The sequence below is a fragment of the Synechococcus sp. UW86 genome, assembly GCF_900474085.1.
In the GTDB taxonomy this organism is placed as follows: domain Bacteria; phylum Cyanobacteriota; class Cyanobacteriia; order PCC-6307; family Cyanobiaceae; genus Parasynechococcus.
Map to the genome: position 1 here is coordinate 39,741 of NZ_UCNU01000006.1, position 16,617 is coordinate 56,357.

Here is a 16,617-nt window from a genome sequence, read left to right on the forward strand (position 1 = left end):
TTCAGGCCGCTTACCATGCTGGATCAACGCGGCGTTGGTCTTGGCAGGAAGCTTTGCAGAGTTGGCCCGTCAGGCCGATAAGTCGCGGGACACGATGCTGGTGCCCAAGACGGCCCTGGAAACCCCGCCGCTGGAGATTCACACCCTGGGCGATGAGGTGTTGCGGCAGTCCGCGCGCCGCATCGGCAAGGTGAACGAGCAGGTGCGGGAGCTGGCCCGCGACATGCTGCGCAGCATGTACACCGCCAAGGGCATTGGCCTGGCGGCTCCTCAGGTGGGGATTCACCAGCAGCTCCTGGTGATTGATCTGGATCTGGAGAATGCAGCCACGCCGCCCCTGGTGCTGATCAATCCGGAGATCACGGCGGCCAGCGCCGGGCTCGACACCTACGAAGAGGGCTGTCTCAGCATCCCCGGGGTGTATCTCGATGTGGTGCGCCCCACCGCGATTGAACTGAGCTTCCGCGATGAGATGGGTCGGCCCAGGAAGATGAAGGCCGATGGCCTGATGGCCCGTTGCATTCAGCACGAGATGGATCATCTCAATGGCGTGTTGTTTGTCGATCGCGTCACTGATGAAGACGGTCTGCAGAAGGAGCTCAAGGAGAAGGGCTTCCAGCGCCAAGATGTGCGGAGCGTCGCCTGAGTTATGCCGATGAACCCCCTGGCCGGCGTTTTTCTGGCCCTCGCCTGTGTTCTAGGTATCGCCAGCACCGGATGTGTGTTTGAACTGGCCTACGGCGATCCCGACCTCGGGGTCAAAACCACCAGCTGGATCCTGGCCCTGGCGGCCCCTGGAACCGTGGGGACCTTGCTGTTCGCCATTCGCCTGAACAAACCGGCCTGATTGGGGGCCACCGATCCAGGCATCACTTTTACGATCCGCTCAGTTCCTCCATGGACGTGATGGCACGCTTTCGAACCGTGGCCGCTGCCGGCCTCGCTCTCGCAGCGACCTCTGCACCGGTGGCCCTGGCCCAGGGTTCGCTGTTCACGGCGGTGCCCGTGGAGTTGAGCAAGTTCGTCTTGGTGTCGGCCCCGATTGGGCAGGGCGAGCGTTCTCAGTTGAACATCTACGAGCAGCGCACCACAAAACGCCCCTGTTTCGCTGTGGCTGCGGGATCACCGGCCATGGTCGATCCCTTGTTGTCCACGTTTGATTTCAGCGGGGTCTGCAACCGCTACATCGATGGCAATGGCTACTCCCTGCGGATCGGTGGTGACGACCTCGGCACCCGCTACCGGCTCAGCGTGGTGAACACCGGTCGGGATATTGAATTGCTGGCCACGCCCACCAAGAATCCCTCCCAACCGACCATGATCGTGGCTCGGGCCGGTGGCGCCGCCAGCGGATTCGTTCAGCTCAAGCTTGAGCCGGGCTGGACCTTGAAGCGACGGGCCTACGGCAAGAAGAGCCTCGGCCATCTCTATGTCTATCGGGACAGTGCGCCAGTGGCCGGATCCAGCCCAGCCAGCGAGCCGGTTGAGACTGAACAGAGTGAGAGTTCCGTAGCTCCGTCCTACTGAGCTGGCCCAGAACCGGTGAAAACACCTGTTGTCGTCCTCTGTCAGTGATTTCACACTGAAGACAGACCCCGGAGGACGTGATGAAAACAATGGTTGTTCAGTGGTTCCAGTGGTTCGGTGAAGCGATGACCCATGCCCTGGGTTCGTTCAACGACCGCCATCTCCAGCCCCCGCCGATCGGCACCCAGCCCTACCGGGACACGCCCGACAAGCGAGCCCGCGACTACTGAGCACCAGGCTGCTTGAGCAGATCAGTGCAGCGGAAGCAACTCGCTTCCGCCACGGCGTTTCGATCGACGCTGGCCCGGTCGTTGAGATCGGCAATGGTGCGCGCCACGCGCAACAGTTGAAGGCCGCTGCGTGTGCTCAGCCCACGCTGGTTGATCAGCTGTTCCCAGAGCTCGAGTGCCGCAGCCTCGATGGCTCCGGTCCGCCGCAGCGCTGCTGCCGACAGCCGCCCGTTGCTGTCTCCACCCGGATTGCGCCTCTGCATCCGCTGCCGGGCTCGTTCAATTTGTGCGGGGGTGCACCAGGACGCTGCAGCTTGCGTTGGGCTGGGCTGCTTCAGCACCGCTGCCACCTCCTTGGCGGAGCGCCGTTCCAGCCGCAGTTGCAGATCGAGCCGATCCAAGAGCGGGCCGGAGAGCCGCTGCCAGTAGCGCTGGCGCTGGCTGATGCTGCAGCGACAGCCATGGTCGCGGTCGCCATGCCAGCCGCAGGGGCAGGGATTGGTGGCGGCCACCAGGGTGACCAGGGCCGGGAACACCGTGCTCTGCTGGGAGCGGCTGATCTGCACGGCGCCGTCCTCCAGGGGCTGCCGCAATTGATCCAGGACCGCCCGCGGAAATTCCGCCAGCTCATCAAGGAAGAGCACGCCACCGTGGGCCAGGCTCACCTCCCCAGGACGGGGTGAGCGTCCGCCGCCGAGCAAGGCGGCTGCTGAGCAGCTGTGGTGCGGCGATCGAAAGGGGCGCTGCTGCTGCAGTTGATCGATGCCATGCAGTTGGCCGGCGACGGAATGGATGCGCGTGATGGAGAGCGCTTCCTTGCGGTTCAGGGCCGGCAGCAGTCGCGGCAGTTGATGGGCCAGGCGGGTCTTGCCGCAGCCGGGGGGACCCACGAGCAGCAGATGGTGGCCGCCGGCTGCCGAGAGGGCCAGGGCGCGGGAGGCCAGGCTGCTGTCCAGGCAGGGCCAAGACGCCGGCTTGGTTGGCTGGGTTGAGGATCGGGTGCTGCTGCCACCGGTCGCCGGCCAGGGGCGCTCGCCTTTCAGCTGCTCCACCAGCGTGCGCAGGTTGGCGGCGGTGCGGATGGTGAGCCCCTCAATCAGGCTGGCCTCCTGGGCGTTCTCAGGAGGAACTACCAGGGCTTGGGCCTTGTGCTGCTGGGCCTTTGCAGCAAGGGCAATCACCCCGCGACAGGGCCTGAGGCTGCCGTCGAGCCCCAATTCGCCCGCACACCAGAGGCCCTCCAGCTGAGGGCGGGCGAGTTGCCCGCTGGCCACCAACAGGGCCAGGGCGATGGGGAGGTCAAAGGAAGGACCTTCTTGCGCAGATCGGCCGGAGCCAGGTTGATCACCACGCGCACCAGGGGGCCGCGGAAGCCGCTGTTGCGCAGGGCGGATCGGACCCGCTCCCGTGATTCCTGAATGGCCTTGTCCGGCAGACCCACCAGCTGAACGCCCGGCAGGCCCGGGGCGAGATCCACCTCCACCACCACCGGTCTGGCCTCCAGACCTTGCAGGGATGCACTGAGACAACGTGCCAGCATTCTGTGGAGGGTGACGCAGGAGATTCATGCCCCTGCTGTCACACCGGTCCGGCTGTTCCCTCGTTTTCAAGGTCCATGGCAGACGACACGATCTTCGGGAAGATCCTTCGTGGCGAGATCCCGTGCGATGAGGTCTACAGCGATGAGCAGTGTCTGGCCTTTCGCGATGTCGCGCCCCAGGCACCCGTTCATGTGCTGGTGATTCCGCGCAAGGCGATCGAGAGCCTGCGCTCCGGTGCTGCTGAGGATGCGGCCCTGCTGGGCCATCTCTTGCTGGTGGCTGCCCGCGTGGCCAAACAGGAGGGCCTGGACGATTTCCGCACGGTGATCAACAGTGGCGCCGGTGCTGGCCAAACGGTCTTTCACCTCCATGTGCACGTGATCGGTGGACGTCCTCTGGCGTGGCCCCCCGGTTGAGGTCAGCGGCGAAGCGGCGCGGCGACAGCCAGACTGAGCACAGTTCAGCAGCGGCATGACCCACCAGCTTCAGAACTTGCGTAATCAGGCCGCCAAGCTGCGTCGGCTTTCGCAGCCCTACTTCTTTCCCTACACCGAAGACAACGGCTGGCAGTTCGTTGGACTGCTGGTGAGCCTGCTCTTCTGTGTGGCCGGGATCGTGCTGTTCCTGGTCACCGGCTTGATGAACGGCCTGTCGTGGCTGTTTCCGGAGTTGTCCGGCCAGTACCTCGGTGGCGTCCAGTCGTCCCTGGCCATGCTCTGGTCCCGTGGATGGGGGGCGGGCATCAGTGCCCTGTTCGTGCTGGGGGCTGTGGTGTTTGCCTCCGTGCGGGGCCAACTCAGGCATCGCCGCTGGTTGCCTTGGCTGTTTCTCGGCCTGATCATCCTGATGCTGTTGAGCGTGAACGGCATCAACGCCGGCATCACATTCCTCGCCAGGGATCTGACCAATGCGTTGATCGCCAGGGATGGCGATGCGTCGTATCGCAACCTCTGGATCTACGGCGCCTGTTTTGCTGTGGCACTGCCGATTCGCAGCCTGCAGTTTTATTTCACCCAGAAACTTGGGCTGTTCTGGCGCGAATGGTTGTCGCTGAGCCTGGTGGACGATTACCTGCGGGATCGGGCCTATTACGTGCTCAATCCCAATGATGAAGCGGCCACCAATGTTGATAATCCTGATCAGCGAATTTCCGAGGATGTGCGTGATTTCACGGCACAGGCCCTTGGTTTTGCGCTGAATATTTTTGATTCGATCCTCACCTTTTCCCTCAACATCCTCATCCTTTATTCGGTGAGTGAGGGGCTTACCTTTGCCCTTCTGGCCTATGCATCCGGGGTGTCTGTCCTGATGATTGTGGCTGGCCGCAAGTTGGTGCGGTTGAACAACTTCCAGCTGCGTTTTGAGGCGGATTACCGCTATGGCCTCGTGCGGGTGCGCGACAACGCCGAATCGATTGCCTTCTACGCCGGAGAGCAGCAGGAAGCCAAGGAGGTGACGCGTCGCCTGGCCACCGTCGTTGAAAACTTCAATTTGCTGATTGTCTGGGAAGTGCTGCTGCGGGTGCTGCAGCGCTCCAGCATTTACGCCAGCAATTTCATCCCCTATCTGATCCTTGCGGCACCGATTCTCGCCGGGGAGATGGATTACGGCGGCTTCGCCCAGGCGAACGTCGCCTACAACCTGGTTGAGGGATCGTTGTTTTTCATCATCTACAACATTGAAGCCCTGGCCCGGTTCTCTGCATCGATCAACCGGCTGGAAGGCTTTCAATCCAACATCTCCAACCTCGATCCGGAGGAGTGGAGTGATTACGTGCCGCGGATTGTGGCCTCTGAGCGCCTGGCGCTGCAGGGGGTGACGGTCAAAACACCGCGCACCGACAACGTGCTGGTGCGCGACCTCAGTTTTTCCTTGGGCAACGCTGAAGGGTTGTTGGTGGTGGGACCCTCCGGCTGTGGCAAGACCTCGCTGCTGCGGGTGGTGAGTGGCCTGTGGGGCTCGCCGACGGGCACCGTTTATTCCCCGGGGCAGGGCGATCTCCTTTTCATCCCCCAGAAGCCCTACATGGCACTGGGATCTCTGCGCGAACAGCTTTGTTATCCCCTCGATCAGGCCCGTTTCAGCGATGAACAGCTACGGGCGGTTTTGGATCAGGTGATGTTGGGCAAACTTCTGCAGCGCTATCCCGACCTCGACATCAAGCAGGACTGGCCGCGCCTGCTCTCTCTGGGTGAACAGCAGCGACTGGCCTTTGCGCGGCTGCTGCTCAATTCGCCCAAGGTCGTGGTGCTGGATGAAGCCACCAGTGCCCTCGATGTTGAGACCGAATCCCGCCTTTATTCCCTATTGCGGGATCGGGAGGTGGCGTTCATCAGCGTGGGTCACCGGCCAACCCTGAAGGACTTCCATGACACCGTTCTGGAGCTCAGCGGTGATCACGACTGGCGGCTGATCCCGGCGACCAGCTATGACTTCGGGCGTTCTTGAACCGGCCGGATGACCTCCACCAGCGAGACCCCTGACACCACGTCCGTTCCGGAGACGTCCGCCACCACCAAAGATGTGCCTGCCTTCGGCTGGAGTGGCTATGCCGAGCGGGTGAATGGCCGCTTCGCCATGGTGGGTTTTGTGGCGGTGCTGCTGATCGAGGTGCTCAGCGGCGACACCTTTCTGCACTGGGCGGGGCTGCTGCCCTGATCAGGGCAGGCGGATCAGATCCACATCCCAGCGTCCGTTCCGGCTCACCTGCACCGCCAGCCGCCGGCCCGAGCCATCCAGGCTGACGCTGCGGGGCACCCCCGGTGGGTCCAGGGGCAGCCGTTGCGTCGCCCCGACGTTGCGCCGGTAGAGCACCAGTTCCGTGCGGTCCTCCCGTTGCTGGACCACGGCCAGGCGTTGTCCATCGGCACTGACGCTGACGCTGATCGGTTGGGCATCAGCACGGTTGAGGCCCGGCAACGGGACGGGGCTACGGCTGCGCAGGTCGATCAGTTCGACCCGCTCCCGCCCATTGCGTTGGCCCAGGCTGGCCAGCCAGCGTCCCCCCAGGGAGGGATCCCGACGGCTGTTCACGGATTGACGCAGCAGGCCGTTGAGGTCGGGCCGGGGAGTGGGCCTGGGGCTGCTGCACCCGCTCACCAACACCAGGCTGAAAAGCAGAGCGACGCGGATCATGGCTCTGACGACAGCGCCGGTGTGGAGAGGCTCTGTCCCGGAGGACGGTCCGGCTCGAGCAGATCACTCAGATCCAGCAGTTCCACGCGCCACCTCCCCTGATCCGTCACCTGCAGGGCGATCTGCTGGGCATCCGGCGCCAGGCTGAGCTGCACCGGGTCCCTCCCCCCCGGCAGCGGCAGGGGGTGCATGCGTCCGTTCAGGCGGTCGGTCACCACCGCGAGTCGGCGGCGCCCCCGCTGGGTGATCGCTGCCAGGTAACGGCCGTTCCAGCTCAGGGATGGCGAGCTGTGGGGCTGATGTCGGCTCAGCTGGGGAACGGAGACAACCGATCCGTCGCTCAGGCGGCGCAGCTGCACCGTGGGTCGGCCGCCGCGATCGCTGACGACCGCCAGCCACTCACCACTGCCACTTAGGGCCGGGGCCTGCTGACTGGTGGCGAGCAAGCCACCACCGGCCCGTTCACTACGACCGTTGCAGCCTACCAGCGCCAGGCTGGCGAGCAGGATCAGCAGCAGACGAGGCAACTGGCTCAGTCGTCGAAGCGGGAGCTGTTGTCACGTGGTCTGCCGGACGAAGGCCGTGAGCTGCGGGGGGGTTGTCGGTTGCTGCTGGGTCGGTTCGAGGCCAGGGGCGGTTCAGCGGATCGCCTGGAATCGCTTGCTGCACTCCCGTCGGCGCTGGGGCGTCCCCGGTTCGGGGCCGCACTGCTCGGCGTTGAACCGCGGCTGGGGGAAAAGGCGGCATCCTCGGCTCCTGAGGGAGCGGGTGCGCCGGAAGGACGCTCAGGCCGCCCCACGGGACGGCTGCCGCGGCGTTGTTCGTCTCGATCCGTTCGCCTGGAGCCAAAGTCGGGGCGTCGTTCATCCCGGGCTTCTCCGGCACGGAAGCGAGCCATGCGGCGGGAGCGCTCGTCGTTTTGGCCCCAGCCGGAATCGCCCTGATCACGGTCTGTTGAGCGACGGCTGGCGGCTTCCTCAGGAATGGCGGCACGGCTGGCGCGGCGTGGCCGGTAGAACTCCTCTTCCGGCCGTTCTTCGGCGTCATCGTCACGGCCCGAGAAACGTCGCCGCACTGGCTGGGGCTCATCAAAACGGTCGTAACCGCCGTCATCCCAGCCGCCCCGTAGGCCCCCCGGGCCTCCGCCCCGGGCCGGTGCTGGTTCGTCATCGAAATAGGCGGAACGCCGGGCCTGCTCCGTCGCTACGCCGCGCAGTCGCACGCTCTCGTAGGCGAAGAACACGGTGGTTCCCGCCAAAAGGAACTGGCCGAACTGAAGAATCGGGTCGAGGCGCCATCCCTGGAAGAACAGGATGCCGCCGCATAGCAGCCCGATGGCTGCAAAGAACACGTCGTAGTCCCGCGCCAAGGCGGGCTTGAACGACCGCATGAAATAGAGCAGAGCGCCGCCGACGGCCAAAACGATGCCGACGATGCTGGCCCAATTGAGACTGGCGTTAACCAAAGCTCTGCTCCCGCTTGGGAGTCAGTCTACGAGGGGCGCCAGGGGCGGATCAGAGCTTGCGGTCGACCTGGTCGGTCTGGCTCAGCAGGAACAGGGCGATGGAGGCAGGAATCACGACGATCACACCTCCCCAAAGGAGGCTGCTCAGGAAGTTGGAGAGGGAGGGGGTCATGGGGTTGCTGCCGTCTGCTTCAAAGCCGCGCCGATCTTAAGAAGCGATGCCGTCTTTCTACGATGAGGGGACGATTTGCTTTGAGCTTTGTGACGCCGCTGCTGCTGCAGGCCCTGCCAGTCCTCCATTTGCTTCTGGGCTTGCTGCTAGCGGCCTGGACCCTGGCGTTTCTGCTGCGCATCGTGCTCACCTGGTACCCCCAGGTCGATCTGAGCAAGGGCGCCTGGCCCCTGGTGGCATGGCCAACGGAACCTGTGCTCTCGGTGAGCCGCCGCGTGATCGCACCGATCGGTGGAGTCGACGTCACTCCAGTGATCTGGGTGGGCTTGATCAGCCTCGTGCGTGAGTTGCTGGTTGGCCAGCAGGGGCTGCTTTCTCAAATCCTGATGAACGCCCAGGCAGTGGCCTGAGCTCAGGGGAGCATCTCCTGCTCCACAAATTTGGTGTGCACGTCGCCGTTGATGAACTCCGGCCGATCCAGCATCTCCAGATGGAATTCCACCGTGGTTGGAATCCCGGTGACGGCACATTCATTTAGGGCCCGCTTCATCCGGGTCATGGCGTGGTCGCGGTCCTTGCCCCACACGATCAGCTTGCCGATCAGGGAGTCGTAAAAGGGCGGGATGTCGTAGCCCGTGTAGACGTGGCTGTCGACGCGCACACCCGGTCCGCCGGGGGGCAGCCATCCGGTGATGCGTCCGGGTGCGGGACGGAAGTTGTGCCGGGCATCCTCAGCGTTGATCCGGCATTCGATCGCATGGCCGGTGAGCTGGATGTCTTCCTGGCGCACGCTGATGGGTTCGCCACCGGCGATGCGCAACTGCTCAGCGATCAGATCCACACCCGTCACCATCTCAGTCACCGGATGCTCCACCTGGATCCGGGTGTTCATCTCCATGAAGTAGAAGCCGCCGCTGCGATCCAGCAGGAATTCCACCGTTCCGGCGCCCTCGTAATTGATGCTTCGGGCGGCAGCAACGGCGGCTTCGCCCATGCGGCGGCGCAGGTCGGGATCCAGGGCCGGGCTGGGGGCCTCCTCCAGCAGTTTCTGGTGACGGCGCTGAATCGAGCAGTCCCGTTCACCCAGGTGAACCACGTTGCCGTGGCGGTCGGCCAGAACCTGCACTTCCACGTGGCGGGGCCGATCGATGAATTTCTCCATGTAGAGGCCGGGGTTGCCGAAGGCGGCTTCCGCCTCCCCCTGGGCCGCTTTGTACAGGCTCTCCAGCTGGCTGGCGTCCGGTACGAGGCGCATTCCGCGACCACCACCGCCAGCGGTGGCTTTGATCATCACGGGATAGCCCATTTCCTCGGCCAGGGCGGCCGCCTGGCTGGTGCTGCTGAGCAGACCCTCGCTGCCGGGCACCGTGGGAACACCCACCGATTGCATGGTCGATTTGGCGGTCGACTTGTCCCCCATCGAGCGAATCGCGTGGGGGGACGGCCCAACGAAGGTGAGGCCGTGATCACGGCACATCTCGGCGAACTTGTCGTTCTCCGCCAGGAAGCCGTAGCCGGGGTGGATGGCGTCAGCACCGCGGGAGGTGGCGGCCGCCAGGATGTTGGGAATGTTGAGGTAGCTCTTGCTGCTCAGGGCTTCGCCCACGCAGACCGCTTCATCGGCGAGCTGCACATGCAGAGCGTCCTTATCAACGGAGCTGTACACCGCCACGGTGGCGATGCCGAGCTCGCGGCAGCTTCGAATGATCCGGAGGGCAATCTCGCCGCGGTTGGCGATCAGCACTTTGCCGATGGGCATCCCGCAGCATGTTCAGGCCTGACGCCGGATCGTATCAGCGCCGACCGAAGTTGCCGAGGAGCGAAGACCCCGCCCGGTATGATCTGACCTCGACAGCACCCGAGCGGTGAAGTCGACCACGCGGATGTGGTGGAATTGGTAGACACGCACGTTTGAGGGGCGTGTGGCTTCGGCCTTGCGAGTTCAAGTCTCGCCATCCGCATTTTTTTTTCTTTGGCCCGTCCCCGCGCAGCAGAACCAGGACCGGCCGTTGTTCTCGTTTCGAACGGTCCCGGTGAACTGACCACCTGGGTTCGACCCCTGGCCGAACGGCTGCACGCCAGCCTTCGCCTGCGCCCCCGGTCTCAGAGCGCACCAGCGTCCCTGCAGCTGGTGTTGGTGCCCTGCCCCAATGCCACGGGCCAGGAGCGTGCGGCCGCAGAGCCCTGGGGCTTGTTCGATCGCATCGTGCCGGCAGGCCGCTTCTGGTCGCTGCTGCTGCGTCCCCAGCGCTACGGCCCATGGCCGCAGAAGGGTGTGGTGGTGTTCCTGGGCGGTGATCAGTTCTGGACTGTTCTGCTTTCGGCTCGTCTCGGCTACCGCCATATCACCTATGCCGAGTGGGTGGCGCGTTGGCCGGGCTGGAACGATCGGATTGCGGCGATGTCGGACGCGGTGCGGCGTCAGCTGCCGGTCCGTTACCAGTCCCGGTGCCGCGTGGTCGGTGATCTGATGGCGGATCTGTCGTCCTTCGCTCGCCGCGAGGAGCCTCTCCCCGAGGGCCAGTGGGTGGCCCTGTTGCCGGGATCGAAGCCGGCCAAGTTGAGCGTCGGCATGCCATTTCTGCTCGACACCGCCGACCGTTTGGCCCGATTGCAACCCGGATGCCGTTTTTTGCTGCCGCTGGCTCCCACCACCAGCGTTGATGAGCTGCTGCGTTTCGCCGGGGCATCCAACCCGATTGCTGCCCGCTATGGCGCCTCCGTTGCTTCGGTGGAGCAAGGGGAGTCGGTGACGGAGTTGGTGACGGGTGCGGGCACACGGATTCGTCTGCTGGAGCAGCATCCGGCCCATGGCCCCCTGAGCCAGTGCGCCCTGGCCCTGACCACGGTCGGCGCCAACACGGCCGAACTCGGTGCCCTTGCGGTGCCGATGATCGTGATTGTTCCCACCCAGCACCTGGAGGTGATGCAGGCCTGGGACGGCGGGCTGGGGCTGCTGGCGCGTCTGCCGGGTCTGCGACGTCTGATCGGGGTTCTGTTGACCCTCTGGCGTTTGCGCAACAACGGGTTGATGGCTTGGCCCAACATCAGTGCAGGCCGTGCTGTGGTGCCGGAGCGGGTGGGGGCGATCACCCCGGAGGAGATTGCGACGGAGGCCTGCGATTGGCTGAACGCTCCCGAGCGGCTTGAGGGCCAGCGCCAGGACCTCCAGGCGTTGCGGGGAGAACCCGGGGCGGTGGCCGCATTGGCCGCCGAGGTGAGGGGTTTGCTTCCCCGAGAGCTCAACGCTTCCTAGGCTGCGCCCCACTCTGGTTCCGACGACCATGTCCCCGTCCAATCCGGTCGAACGCAGCGCCGAGGAGTGGAAGCAATCCCTGACGCCGGAGCAGTTCCAGGTGGCTCGCTGCGGCGGTACCGAGCGGGCGTTCACCGGGGCTTACTGGAACAACAAGGCCACGGGGATGTACCACTGCGTTTGCTGTGGTGCGCCGCTGTTCAGCTCTGAGACCAAGTTCGATTCGGGCACGGGTTGGCCCAGCTTCTGGGACGGTGTGAGTTCCGAGGCGATCACCACCAAAGAGGATCTGACCCACGGGATGGTGCGCACCGAAATCAACTGCGCTCAATGTGATGCCCACCTCGGGCATGTTTTCTCCGATGGTCCCGCGCCCACGGGTCAGCGCTACTGCGTCAACAGTGCATCGTTGAACTTCAAGGCGTCCTGAACACCTGTCGGCGCCTCAGGCTGATTCACCAGGGATCGTCGAGATCCTGGCTCCGGCGCTGGGGCGCTGCATCTTCCATCGGTTCCACATCCAGGGGTTCGCCCGACTGCTGAACCGCGCGGCGGGAGGCTGGCACGGCACGCCGCGGAGGCTGTTCCTCGTAGGCGGGCTGTTCCTCATAAGCAGGCTGTTCCTCGTAGGCAGGCTGTTCCTCGTAGGCAGGCTGCTGATCGAAGGGTGCGGGCTCGTTGTAGGTCTGTGCTTGCTCAGCCGGCCGCTCGTCGTAGCGGGCAGGTTCGGCGTAGCGCTGCTCGTCGTACCTCTGGGGCTCATCGAGGTAACGGCGTTGCTGCATCGACTCCTGCCGCCGGTCCTCCAGCTCCACATATTCCAGTTCTGCATCAGCCTCAAACCGCTCGGCTTCTGAAGCCTGGAGACGCCGTTGCTCCTGCTCCTGGGGTTGTCCGGAGGTGAGCTGATTTTCCACGGGCACCAGGTTGACCCGGTAGCGCTCCCGCTCCTGTTCTTCCCAGCTGGGGCCACCGACGCCAAGTTTTTCCAGAACGCCGCTGTTCAGCTGTTTGAGCTTGTCTTCGGCACCCTCGTAAACAATGATCCGGTCCGGCCCGCTGCTGACGATCTCCTCCACCGGCATTTCCCAGGTGCTCAGCACCCCTTCCCCCAGCAGGGGCACGCCAAGGGCGCCCATCACCAGGGTGGTGAGCTCGCCGGTCTCGATGTCAAAGGCAAAGCCGAGCACCCGCCCCAGCTGTTCACCGGACTCGGTGATCACCTGGCAGTTGATCACCCGGCTGTAGCGCTCAGGGTTGAAGTTTTCGCTGAGGGAGTCGGCCGAATCCACCAGGATCACGTCGCCCACCTGACGGATCCGGTCCAGCGGCATCCAGCGCGGCAGGCCGGGCAGGAAACGGGTTAAGGGGTTGTCCCGCAGCCCCACAGCCACCACTTCACGGCGGTCGATATCGACGATCACTTCACCCACCACCCCAAGACGGCGGCCGGTGTCACGGGTGATCACCTGAGTGCCCATCAGTTCGGAGCGCAACCAGAGGCGATCGCTGGGTATGCCAGTGGTGATGGCGTCGTTTGGGGTAGGGGTCGGGGTCAAGCGCGGGCCCTCGGCCATGGACATTCAGACCATTGTGGCGCAGGGGTTCCGCCTGTCACGTTCAGATTGCACAGCGAAAACTCCGATCGTTCAGGCGGCATCCGGTAAACCCACCACCTGGGTGTGGGCGCCGCGGGCCTGGGTCACCCCGATCGTGCGCTTGGCTGCGCCGATCATCGGGCGGCGGTGGCTGACCACCATGAATTGGGCTGCCTCGGCCTGACGGGCGATCAGAGCCGCCAGGCGCTCCACATTGACGCCGTCGAGGAAGCTGTCCACCTCGTCGAGGGCATAGAACGGCGACGGCCGGAAGCGCTGCAGGGCGAACAGGAAGCTCAAGGCGGTGAGTGATTTCTCTCCCCCCGACATCGATGCCAGGCGCCGCACGGTTTTGCCCTTGGGATGGGCCACCAGGGTGAGGCCACCTTCCAGGGGCTCCTCCGGGTTCTCCAGTTGCAGGTGGCCATCACCATCGGAGAGCGAGGCAAAGATCTCGCGGAAATGGCCATCCACGGCGGTGAAGGCTTCCATGAAGGCGTCCTGGCGCAGGGTGGCCACGGTTTCGATCCGCAGCAGCAGTTCCTCCCGCTCGCTGTTGAGCACCTCGAGCCGTTCGTTGAGTTCGTTGAGCCGCTCTTCGAGGGCCTCGAGTTCCTCCAGCGCCAGCATGTTCACGGGCTCCAGCGCTTCCATGCGTTGCTGGATGGCCTGCAGATCGGTCTGCAAGGCTTCCAAGCCCGCCAGCCGCAGGGCTTCCGGGATCTCCGGCCTCGGGTCCGGCAGGGCCTGTTCCATCTCCTGCAGGCGCACCGCACCGCTGCGCTGTTCTTCAATCAATCCTTCACGGTCTTCCTTGAGCCGCTCCAGATTCCATTCGGCCTGCTGCAGGGCCTGACGCTGGCGGCCCACCTCGGCTTCCGCGGCGTCCCGGGCCCGGCGCTGGCTGCCGAAGCGCTCCTGCAGGTCGGTCTGCTGCTGCTCGAGCTCTTTGCGCTTCTCCTGGAGGTCGCTCTGCTGCTGGCGCCAGGCCCCATGGGCACTGGCGAGGGCCTTCACCGCCTCCTGCAAGCGGGTTTCTTCGGCGGCCAGAGCCTTTTCTTGATCCCCTAGGCGTTCCATCGCCAGCTGCCGCTCGCGGCGGGCATTCAGCAGCTGGTCGCGCTCGCGGCGGGCCGCCTCCAGCCCTTGGTCGGCGGCTTCCTGTTCCGTCTGAAGTTGGGCCCAGGCGGCTGCATCGTCGTTGTTGCCGCTGTTGCGCTCCGCCTCATCCAAGGCCTGCAGTTCCGCGGTAAGTGGGGTGAGTGCAGTGCTGATGGCTTCGAGCCGCTGCTGTTGCTCGGTCTGGTCCTGCTGCAATTTGCTGAGCCGTTCGGCCCGCTGGCGGCTGCGCTCGAGCAGGGGGCCGTGGTTGCGCCGGGCGGCATTGCGCTCGGCGATCAAGGCCGCCTGTTGCTTTTCCAGTTCGCGCAGCTGGGGTTTCTGCTGTTCGATCAGTTGGGCCAGCTTCGACTCCTCCCGCCGGCAGGCCACCAGGGATTCCCCCAGTTCCAGCAGGCGCCGCCGCAGGGGTTCAGCTTCGTCCTGATCGCTGCTGCGGCCGAAGCTGAGGCTGCTGCTGCGCTGGGAGAAACTGCCGCCGGTCATGGCGCCGCTCTTCTCCAGCAGCTCCCCATCCAGGGTCACCGCCCTGGAGCGGCCCAGTTGTTGACGGGCGCTCGCCAGGTCGGAGAACACCAAGGTGTCGCCGAAGACGTAAGCAAACACCTGGTCATAGACCGGTTCGAAGCGCACCAGTTCCACGGCCCGGCCGATCAGGCCGGCACCGCTGTCCCCACCGGGGCGTGCACCCCGGGCAAAGGCGGCTGAAGAGCCCCCGCCCCCTGGCGCGCGGATCTTGTTCAGGGGCAGGAAGGTGAGCCGGCCAGCACGGCGGCTCTTGAGCAGTTCGATGGCGCGGGCGGCGATGCGGTCGTCGTCGACCACCACCTGGCCGAGACGGGCCCCCGCGGCCACTTCCAGAGCGAGGCGATGGCGATCCTCCACCTCTCCCAGCTGGGCCACAGGACCGTGGATGCCATCGAGGCCGGCCTCCAGCAGCAGGCGCAGGGCTCCGGTGCCGCGACTTTCCTGAAGGGCATCCCGCCGGCTCTCCAGCCGAGCGATCTCCCGTTCCAAGCGGGTCTGCTCCTGCTCCAGCCGGCTGCGGGTGCGCTGTTGGATGGCCAGTGATTCGGCTGTCTGCTGGAGCTCTTGCTTGCCGTCGGCAATGGCTTGCAGCAGGGTTTGCCAGGTCTCCTCCAGGGTTGCGAGCTGTTGCTGCACGGCGTCGCCGTCGGCGCCGTCCTGGTGCTGCTCCTGGGTGAGCTCTTCCAGCCGTTCCCGTTCCTGGCGCAGCCGTTCCTGCAACTGCTGCTGCTCCTCCAGTAAGGGAGCGACGCTGCTTTGCAACTCCTGCCGGCGACCGCTGCGGCGCTTCTGTTCCTCCACCCAGGCGCCGGAGCGGCCCGCCACATCCGCCAGCCGGCGGCGGGACATTTCCACCGCGGCTTCAGCGGCCTTGCAGTTGTCTTCGGCGGCGCTGAGGGCGTCTTGATGGGGATCGCGTTCCAGTTCCCGTGATTGCAGCTGCCACTGCTGGCGACGGGTGGCGAGGTCCTGGCGCTGCGCCTGCAGTTTCTGGCCTTCGTCCTGGTGGAGGCTGGCATGGCGCTCCAGTTCACGGCTGCTGGTGTCGAGGCCAGCCAGTTCCGCCTGAACCGCCAGCAGCTGGTCTTCCCCAAGGGCCTTCACCTGCTCCTGGAGCAAGTCCAGTTCGGCCACGGCCTTGTTCAGCTGCTCTCGGCCGCTGGCAATGGCCGCGGCGTCCCTCTGTTCCTGGGCTTCCAGCGCCTGTTGGCGCGTGGCCAGATCCTTGAGGGCCTGCTGGGCGGCTTCGTAGGCCAGCACCATCTCCTGGCGGCGTCCCAGTTGCAGCCGTTCCCGCAAGTCCTGGTATTGCCGGGCCTTGGCGCAGTCCTTCTCCAACCGTTGGCGGCTGGCCAGCAGTTCCTGCTCAATGATCCCGCAGCGCTCCTGGCGCTCCTGCACGTCATCGAGCTTGCGGCGGGTCTGTTCGATCCGGGTGTCGAACAGGGCAACACCGGCCAGTTCATCGATCAGGCCGCGGCGGTCGCGGTTGCTCATCGAGACGATGCGGGTGACGTCCCCCTGCATCACCACGTTGCTGCCCTCGGGATCAATCCGAAGGCGGCGCAGCTGGGTCTGCAGCTGCTGCAGGTTGCAGGGCACCCCGTCGGCGCTGTAGCTGGAGCTGTAGGAGCCCCCTGGCATCACCCGCAGTTTGCGGGTCACCGTCCATTCCGTTTGTCCCGGTTGAATCCAGGGCCCCTCCGCTGGTGCCTCCAGGCCTTCCTCGGCGGCATCGGGTGTCCAGTCGCTCAGGTCAAAGCGGACGCTGACGGTTGTTTCAGCGGCCTTGCCGGCCTTGAGCATGCCGCTGTTGACCAGGTCCGGCAGGCGGTCAGCCCGCATGCCACGACTGGTGGCCAAGCCCAGGCAGAACAGAACGCCATCAAGGATGTTGCTTTTGCCGGAGCCATTGGGTCCGGTCACGACGGTGAATCCCTCTTCAAGAGGGATCGTCATCGCTCCGCCGAACGACTTGAAGTGCGTCAGCCCAACCTGATTGATATGAACCAACAGGATCTGGGGCTGTCAGAGAGTCGAAATTAG

Annotated in this window: 17 protein-coding genes, 1 tRNA gene and 1 pseudogene; 11 read left to right on the forward strand and 8 right to left on the reverse strand. The window is 64.9% G+C overall.

What is annotated here, in order from left to right:
- Positions 1-40 precede the first annotated feature (40 nt).
- The 4 genes from def (at position 41) to DXY04_RS12015 (ending at position 1,757) form a co-directional block, all read left to right on the forward strand.
- On the forward strand, positions 41-646 hold the full coding sequence (def, locus tag DXY04_RS01910; RefSeq protein WP_115160806.1) for a peptide deformylase: 606 nt from the start codon (positions 41-43) through the stop codon (positions 644-646).
- A gap of 3 nt (positions 647-649) precedes the next feature.
- Complete coding sequence (locus DXY04_RS01915) at positions 650-847, forward strand: hypothetical protein (RefSeq protein ID WP_115160760.1); 198 nt, start codon at positions 650-652, stop codon at positions 845-847.
- Positions 848-897: 50 nt separating this feature from the next.
- A complete protein-coding gene (locus DXY04_RS01920) occupies positions 898-1,527 on the forward strand; it encodes a DUF3747 domain-containing protein (protein WP_115160761.1) in 630 nt (209 codons plus the stop codon).
- Between the two features lie 80 nt (positions 1,528-1,607).
- A complete protein-coding gene (locus DXY04_RS12015) occupies positions 1,608-1,757 on the forward strand; it encodes a hypothetical protein (protein ID WP_170951312.1) in 150 nt (49 codons plus the stop codon).
- Here DXY04_RS12015 and DXY04_RS01925 read toward each other — a convergent pair.
- Positions 1,751-3,297: pseudogene (locus tag DXY04_RS01925) on the reverse strand (YifB family Mg chelatase-like AAA ATPase). The gene DXY04_RS12015 and the pseudogene DXY04_RS01925 overlap by 7 nt on opposite strands.
- Before the next feature lie 75 nt (positions 3,298-3,372).
- Between DXY04_RS01925 and DXY04_RS01930 the strand changes: the two are divergent.
- From DXY04_RS01930 to DXY04_RS01940, 3 genes are read left to right on the forward strand one after another with little or no spacing between them, the layout of a single operon-like run.
- Positions 3,373-3,714, forward strand: coding sequence for a histidine triad nucleotide-binding protein (locus DXY04_RS01930; RefSeq protein ID WP_115160762.1), 342 nt, complete (start codon positions 3,373-3,375; stop codon positions 3,712-3,714).
- A gap of 55 nt (positions 3,715-3,769) precedes the next feature.
- Positions 3,770-5,746: an ABC transporter ATP-binding protein/permease gene (locus tag DXY04_RS01935; RefSeq protein ID WP_115160763.1), complete on the forward strand. Its 1,977-nt coding sequence runs from the start codon at positions 3,770-3,772 to the stop codon at positions 5,744-5,746.
- Between the two features lie 9 nt (positions 5,747-5,755).
- A complete protein-coding gene (locus tag DXY04_RS01940) occupies positions 5,756-5,956 on the forward strand; it encodes a chlorophyll a/b-binding protein (protein ID WP_115160764.1) in 201 nt (66 codons plus the stop codon).
- On the opposite strand, the gene DXY04_RS01945 is transcribed toward DXY04_RS01940, so the two are convergent.
- From DXY04_RS01945 to psbX, 4 genes are read right to left on the reverse strand one after another with little or no spacing between them, the layout of a single operon-like run.
- The gene (locus DXY04_RS01945) at positions 5,957-6,433 is read right to left on the reverse strand and encodes a hypothetical protein (RefSeq protein ID WP_115080593.1); all 477 of its coding nucleotides are present in this window, start codon (positions 6,431-6,433) and stop codon (positions 5,957-5,959) included.
- A complete protein-coding gene (locus DXY04_RS01950) occupies positions 6,430-6,960 on the reverse strand; it encodes a hypothetical protein (RefSeq protein ID WP_115160765.1) in 531 nt (176 codons plus the stop codon). Before DXY04_RS01950 ends, DXY04_RS01945 begins: the two co-directional genes overlap by 4 nt.
- A gap of 5 nt (positions 6,961-6,965) precedes the next feature.
- Positions 6,966-7,898, reverse strand: a complete 933-nt coding sequence (locus DXY04_RS01955) for a Ycf66 family protein (RefSeq protein ID WP_115160766.1) — start codon at positions 7,896-7,898, stop codon at positions 6,966-6,968.
- 49 nt (positions 7,899-7,947) lie between these two features.
- The gene (psbX, locus tag DXY04_RS01960) at positions 7,948-8,070 is read right to left on the reverse strand and encodes a photosystem II reaction center X protein (protein WP_006851281.1); all 123 of its coding nucleotides are present in this window, start codon (positions 8,068-8,070) and stop codon (positions 7,948-7,950) included.
- An 89-nt stretch (positions 8,071-8,159) separates the two neighbouring features.
- Here psbX and DXY04_RS01965 point away from each other — a divergent pair, with 89 nt between their 5' ends.
- The gene (locus tag DXY04_RS01965; RefSeq protein ID WP_244278548.1) at positions 8,160-8,480 is read left to right on the forward strand and encodes a YggT family protein; all 321 of its coding nucleotides are present in this window, start codon (positions 8,160-8,162) and stop codon (positions 8,478-8,480) included.
- Between the two features lie 2 nt (positions 8,481-8,482).
- On the opposite strand, the gene accC is transcribed toward DXY04_RS01965, so the two are convergent.
- On the reverse strand, positions 8,483-9,829 hold the full coding sequence (accC, locus tag DXY04_RS01970) for an acetyl-CoA carboxylase biotin carboxylase subunit (protein WP_115131776.1): 1,347 nt from the start codon (positions 9,827-9,829) through the stop codon (positions 8,483-8,485).
- A 120-nt stretch (positions 9,830-9,949) separates the two neighbouring features.
- Between accC and DXY04_RS01975 the strand changes: the two genes are divergently transcribed.
- From DXY04_RS01975 to msrB, 3 genes are all read left to right on the forward strand, one after another.
- Positions 9,950-10,031 (forward strand) — tRNA-Leu (locus DXY04_RS01975).
- 11 nt (positions 10,032-10,042) lie between these two features.
- Entirely contained in the window at positions 10,043-11,326 is a 1,284-nt protein-coding gene (locus DXY04_RS01980) for a glycosyl transferase (protein WP_115160768.1), read from the forward strand.
- A 28-nt stretch (positions 11,327-11,354) separates the two neighbouring features.
- Complete coding sequence (gene msrB, locus DXY04_RS01985; RefSeq protein WP_115160769.1) at positions 11,355-11,756, forward strand: peptide-methionine (R)-S-oxide reductase MsrB; 402 nt, start codon at positions 11,355-11,357, stop codon at positions 11,754-11,756.
- A gap of 25 nt (positions 11,757-11,781) precedes the next feature.
- Here the strand turns inward: msrB and DXY04_RS01990 are convergent, their stop codons facing one another.
- Positions 11,782-12,885 carry a PRC-barrel domain-containing protein gene (locus DXY04_RS01990; protein ID WP_371634509.1) on the reverse strand — a complete coding sequence of 368 codons (1,104 nt, stop codon included), beginning with the start codon at positions 12,883-12,885 and terminating at the stop codon, positions 11,782-11,784.
- A 90-nt stretch (positions 12,886-12,975) separates the two neighbouring features.
- Complete coding sequence (gene smc, locus DXY04_RS01995) at positions 12,976-16,584, reverse strand: chromosome segregation protein SMC (protein ID WP_115160771.1); 3,609 nt, start codon at positions 16,582-16,584, stop codon at positions 12,976-12,978.
- Between the last annotated feature and the right edge of the window lie 33 nt (positions 16,585-16,617).

Excerpts from the sequence above, each read along its gene's own strand:
- DXY04_RS01915 (WP_115160760.1), top strand. The coding sequence starts at position 650 with ATGCCGATGAACCCCCTGGCCGGCGTTTTTCTGGCCCTCGCCTGTGTT.
- DXY04_RS01945 (WP_115080593.1), bottom strand. The coding sequence starts at position 6,433 with ATGATCCGCGTCGCTCTGCTTTTCAGCCTGGTGTTGGTGAGCGGGTGC.
- psbX (WP_006851281.1), bottom strand. The coding sequence starts at position 8,070 with ATGACCCCCTCCCTCTCCAACTTCCTGAGCAGCCTCCTTTGGGGAGGT.
- DXY04_RS01930 (WP_115160762.1), top strand. The coding sequence starts at position 3,373 with ATGGCAGACGACACGATCTTCGGGAAGATCCTTCGTGGCGAGATCCCG.
- DXY04_RS01920 (WP_115160761.1), top strand. The coding sequence starts at position 898 with ATGGACGTGATGGCACGCTTTCGAACCGTGGCCGCTGCCGGCCTCGCT.
- msrB (WP_115160769.1), top strand. The coding sequence starts at position 11,355 with ATGTCCCCGTCCAATCCGGTCGAACGCAGCGCCGAGGAGTGGAAGCAA.
- DXY04_RS01935 (WP_115160763.1), top strand. The coding sequence starts at position 3,770 with ATGACCCACCAGCTTCAGAACTTGCGTAATCAGGCCGCCAAGCTGCGT.
- accC (WP_115131776.1), bottom strand. The coding sequence starts at position 9,829 with ATGCCCATCGGCAAAGTGCTGATCGCCAACCGCGGCGAGATTGCCCTC.
- DXY04_RS01940 (WP_115160764.1), top strand. The coding sequence starts at position 5,756 with ATGACCTCCACCAGCGAGACCCCTGACACCACGTCCGTTCCGGAGACG.
- DXY04_RS12015 (WP_170951312.1), top strand. The coding sequence starts at position 1,608 with ATGAAAACAATGGTTGTTCAGTGGTTCCAGTGGTTCGGTGAAGCGATG.